Genomic DNA, 5,244 nt, shown 5'->3' with positions numbered 1-5,244 from the left:
TATAGTCATCCGCCCCCAGCTCAAGCCCGAGTACCTTATCGATTTCGCGGTCTTTGGCGCTTAGAAGCAGAATAGGAGCGGTTACAAGATCACGGATGGCTTTGCAGATATCCAGTCCGTTCATTGAAGGCATCACAATATCCAGAACGATTAATGAGAAGGGATGAAGCTTAACCTGCCTAATCACTTCCTGGCCTTCAGAAACAGTGATTACCTCATAGCCTTCGAGCTCAAGTCGTTTTTTTAAGAGAATAAGGATATCACGATCATCGTCCACTACAAGGATTTTAGGCTTAACCATAAGGGGATTACCTCCAGAAAAACATGCTGATATCTATGATTTTATCATAACTTGTCTATATTTTTTTATATTTACATCACTTTGTCACCAGATTTGTTTGATAAAACTAGATTGTAAAGCAAAAAGGGGTGGTTCCCCGGGAAATGTGGTGATTTCACTTGGATATGAACCAGTTTTTGGACGTTTACATGGAAGAGGCGGATGAGCAGATTCTTATCATGGAGGAAAAGATGCTCCTGCTGGAACAGGGGAACTGTGATAGTGAGACCATCCAGTCATTATTCAGGGCTGCGCATACGCTCAAGGGCTCCTCGGCAGCAATGGGATTTGACCGCATAAAAAATGTAACCCATGAAATGGAGTCTTTGCTGGACCTGATCCGGAACAAACAGCTGAATGTGGAGCCGGAGCTGGTAGAGCTGCTCATTGACAGTTTGGATATTATCAGGAGTTTGAAGGAGGACTTGTATTCGGGCACATCCGAAACGTCCGACCGGGAGATCGTGGCCAGGATTACACATTTCCGTAATTATGTCTCTCCCCCTGCCTCAAGTGCCGCAGGTACCGCAGAAGCTGCAGATAAAAATGATCAAGATATAATGCCTCAACTCCCGATCAGTCTGGATGAGCAGTATCGTTGTCTGGAAGCCAGGGATCAGGGAAAGGCAAGCCTGGAGGTTGTAATCTCGCTGGAGCCGGATTGTCTGATGAAAGCGGCCCGGGCGTCCATTATTTATCACCGTATTGCTGATCTGGCGGAAATTGTGAGAATGAGCCCTCAGCTGGAGAGGGGGGCTCCGGAACAGAATGAGCAGGTATTTCAGGAGCTTCAATTCCTGATTATTGCCGATATCCAGGCGGATGAACTGCAGAGGAAGCTGGCCTCACTGGTGGAAGTGGCGGAGGTCCGTATTCAGACCCTATATATAGATGAGCCGGAGGAGGCAGCTGCCGCCAGTGCCAAAGAGACAGGCAATGATGTTTCTCCCTCTGTGGAGCCTCCGGTTACCGCAGATATTGTGGCTCCACATCAGGCCCCGGCGCAGGAGAAGAAAAAGACCCGCTCTATCCGGGTGGATGTGGACAGGCTGGAGCATCTGATGAATCTGGTAGGGGAGCTGCTGATCGATCAAGTAGGCATCAAGCAGGCCGGCCAGCTGCTGAATCAGCGATACCGCGGGGACGAGACATGCAGTAAGCTGGCTGGACAAAACGATCATCTGGGGCGTGTGATCCATGAATTGCAGGAGCAGGTGATGAAGATCCGAATGCTGCCTGCCGAGCAGCTGTTCAGCCGGCTGCCCCGGATTGTAAGGGACCTATCCAAGCAGCTTGGAAAAGACGTCGATTTGCAGCTGATCGGCGGTGAGACGGAGATGGACCGCACGGTCATTGAAGAAATCACAGATCCGCTCATCCATTTGCTCCGCAACGGAGTCGATCACGGGATTGAATCGGAAGCTGAACGCGTGCAGAAGGGGAAGCCGCCCAAAGGGACCTTGACGATTCAGGCCTCCCACGAGGGCAATCAGGTGGTTATCCGGGTAATGGACGACGGCAACGGAATAGATCCAGAACGCATCCGGCAGAGCGCGGTGAAGAAGCAAATCATTAGTGAAGAGGCAGCGGCAAAATTATCGGACCGTGAAGCCATCCAATTAATTTTCAAGCCGGGATTTTCTATGGCGGCTGTGGTTAGTGATATTTCCGGACGGGGAGTCGGCATGGACATCGTTCGTGATCATATTGAGAAGTTGAATGGAGTTATCGATATTCAGAGCGAGGTGGGCAAAGGAACTGAGTTTCGTATCCGTCTTCCCCTGACACTGGCGATCATATCCGGGCTGCAGATTAAGGTCAACGGCACAAGCTTTGTTCTCCCAATGTCGAATGTTCTCGGAATCATCCGGATGAAGCCGGAGGAGATCGGTTATATCCGTAAGCAGCCGGTGATTAACCTGCGCGGGGAGTTTCTCCCGGTGGCCAGCATGCAGGAGGTGCTGGGCTGGGACAACCCGGCTAAGGAAAGGGCATATCAGCAGGTGGTGATCGTGGGCCTGGCCGAGAAAAGAATCGCGCTGTTAGTGGATGAGCTCCATGGAAACGCAGATATTGTAGTGAAATCTATCGGCAAATATGCCGGTAAAATCAAATGTGTTACAGGAGCTACGATAATGGGTGACGGCAGAATTGCCTTAATCTTTGATATCAGTTCCTTGTTCTAACTTAATCTACAGGAATGCGGGGGAAAACCATGAACAAAATAAAAATGTCTGTCAAAGCGAAGCTGCTGTCGGTATTGCTGATTCCCATTCTGGCGATGGCGCTGACTTGCTATCTGTCTCTGAATCTGGTCAATACAACCAATAATAACTTGCAGCGTGTATTATATGACCACGGCTATAACTTGACCTATTATATAACCAATGCGGACAGGGATATGTACCAGGCCTATTCTGCAGTGCAATTGTTCCTTGCGACCGGAGATAAACAGGCACTGGATGACTATTATGCTAATCTTGAGCAGGTCAATGAACGGGTGGGAAATACGGAAGGGGTTCTTTTGAAATACAAGGATGCCCGCATCCTGAACCTGAAAGCAGAGAACGGTAACAACATTTCGACAGAGCTTGCCGATGCCAAACTACAATTTGCCGAATGGGGAGGAATTATCAGCGAACTGCTAAACGACCCTGGAGAGAAGACGGTAACAAATGAATTACTGCGTGTGGATCAGTTTAATGAAGCACGGGATAAGCTGGATGCGGCAGAGGGCATTGTCGAAGATTTTATGAAAACTGAGGTTAACAATTCCGAGAAGGCTATTGCAGCCTCCTTTATAAAGGTTGCCTCCATCAGTGTGGTTCTGCTGCTCTTGTCCTTTTTTCTAGGATTCCTTTATATAAGTAAAATCAGTTCGGCCTTCAAGATGATCCAGAAGGTTATGGAAAGACTGACCGACGGCGATCTTACGGTAGATCCGCTTGATCTGCGCAGTAAGGATGAAATCGGACAGGTCGGGCTGGCCATCAATAATATGACGGGAAAGATTAAAGAACTGATCGAAAAATCGGTAAGCCTGTCACAGACGGTTGCTACGGCCTCCATCGAAATATCCCAGAACACAGAGGAAGTGGTGCGAAGCAGCACGCACCAGGCCAGTGATGCTCAAACGATGACCACTCTGGTAGCGGAACTGAGCATGGCCGTAACCTCCGTGGCCCAGAATGCAGAAAGAGCCTCGTCGATGTACCAGCAGACGGTAGGCATTTCTACAGAGAATATGCGTGTGGTGGATGCCTCTATTAACGAAATGAACGCGGCAAGCCAGCAAATGATTAAGCTCCAGGAAGATTCCAAAAAAATCGGCAACATTCTGGATCTGATCGATGATATTGCTGAGCAGACAAATCTCCTGGCCCTGAATGCCGCGATTGAAGCGGCGAGAGCCGGTGAGCATGGCAGAGGTTTTGCGGTCGTGGCCGATGAGGTCCGCAAGCTGGCGGAACGCAGCGGGGAAGCTACACGCCAGATTTCCCAGATCATCGAAACGATGCAGGAGAACACAGCGAAAAGTGTAGCTGCGGTTGGCCTTGGCGTACAATCCTCACTGGATGCCGCGGCGGCGTTTGATAAGATCAAGGGCATTGTGAATGAGACAGCACAGCTGATAACAGAAATAGCGGCGGCCAGTGAGGAACAGGCAGCTCAAGCGGACGATGTGCTCCAGTCGGTACAGAGCATAGCGGCAGCCAGCCAGGAAGTCTGTGCCTGCGCAGAGGAAACTTCGGCTTCATCGCATGCGCTGGTAGATTCGACAGCCCTGCTGAACGAATCCCTGGAAGCATTCCGGATGTCATAATCCGAGAAAGACAGGTGAGGATAGATGGCTTTGAGTACAGCAGACCAGTATGTAGAATTCGGAATCGGACAAGAGCAGTATGCGGTACAGATCCAGGATGTGCATGAGATCATCCGCGTACAGGAGATCACCAAGCTTCCCCATACCTCATCATATGTTGAGGGGGTTATCAATCTTAGAGGCAGAATTGTACCGGTGATCAGTTTGCGTAAACGTTTTGAGTTCGAAAGTGTCCCGCCTACGAAGCGTTCACGCATTATAGTTATCAACCGCCAGGAGGAACAAGTTGGGGTTCTGGTGGATTATGTGAATAAGGTGGTCCGGATTCATGATACCCAGCCGCCACCGGAACGTTTAGGGAAACATAATAGTGCTTTTTTCGAAGGGATCGGCAAATCGGACAGCGGAGTTGTCAGTGTACTGAAGCTGGACAAGTTGTTTGAAGATGAGAGTGATTAGTCAGACCGCCGGATTTTAAAGGGGAAGGGAGGGGGCTGGATGGGAATTAGAGTACTTGTCGTAGATGATTCTGCTTTTATGAGAAAGCTTCTGACAGAGATGATTAAGGAATTTGCAGGTTTTGAAGTGGCCGGGGGCGCCAAAAATGGAGCAGAAGCGGTTCAGCAGGTAATGGCACTGAAGCCGGATGTAGTAACCATGGACGTGGAAATGCCTGTGATGGATGGACTGAAGGCGCTGGCCGAGGTGATGAGAATCAGGCCGACTCCTGTAGTCATGGTGAGCTCCCTCACCCAGGAGGGGGCAGATGCAACCATCAAGGCCTTAATGCTGGGCGCAGTGGATTTCATTGCAAAGCCCTCGGGCTCGATCTCAAGCGAACTGGTCTCCAGGCAAAATGAACTAAGGGTGATGCTGCAGGCAGCAGCTTCTTCCCATCAGTTCGTCCAAAGGTGGGGGAATGACACTCCGAAAGCTCCGCTGCCGGCAAGCAGACCTAAACAGGCACCGTTAGCTCCTGTACCTCATGAAGTTAAACGCGCTCTCCGGAGGGTTACCGGCATTTGTGCAATAGGCACTTCTACAGGCGGGCCAAAGGCGCTGGAGAAGGTCATTACCTCCT

General features: G+C 50.1%; 5 protein-coding genes. 4 read left to right on the top strand and 1 reads right to left on the bottom strand.

Annotated elements, in window-relative coordinates; genetic code table 11:
• On the bottom strand, positions 1-301 hold a 301-nt coding region (locus tag AQR02_RS27330; RefSeq protein WP_148449231.1), incomplete at its 3' end, for a response regulator.
• Positions 302-477: 176 nt separating this feature from the next.
• On the opposite strand from AQR02_RS27330, the gene AQR02_RS27325 reads away from it, so the two are divergent.
• From AQR02_RS27325 to AQR02_RS27310, 4 genes are all read left to right on the top strand, one after another.
• On the top strand, positions 478-2,526 hold the full coding sequence (locus tag AQR02_RS27325; protein ID WP_209444320.1) for a chemotaxis protein CheA: 2,049 nt from the start codon (positions 478-480) through the stop codon (positions 2,524-2,526).
• Between the two features lie 29 nt (positions 2,527-2,555).
• A complete protein-coding gene (locus AQR02_RS27320) occupies positions 2,556-4,163 on the top strand; it encodes a methyl-accepting chemotaxis protein (protein WP_054943493.1) in 1,608 nt (535 codons plus the stop codon).
• A 24-nt stretch (positions 4,164-4,187) separates the two neighbouring features.
• A complete protein-coding gene (locus AQR02_RS27315) occupies positions 4,188-4,622 on the top strand; it encodes a chemotaxis protein CheW (protein WP_054943492.1) in 435 nt (144 codons plus the stop codon).
• A 39-nt stretch (positions 4,623-4,661) separates the two neighbouring features.
• Positions 4,662-5,244, top strand: a 583-nt coding sequence (locus AQR02_RS27310; RefSeq protein ID WP_148449230.1) for a response regulator, incomplete at its 3' end; no start/stop codon positions are given.

The sequence above is a fragment of the Paenibacillus ihuae genome (assembly GCF_001368795.1).
In the GTDB taxonomy this organism is placed as follows: domain Bacteria; phylum Bacillota; class Bacilli; order Paenibacillales; family Paenibacillaceae; genus Paenibacillus_AQ; species Paenibacillus_AQ ihuae.
Note: the sequence above shows the minus strand (reverse complement) of the source record. Positions and strands in the feature narration are given on the sequence as shown.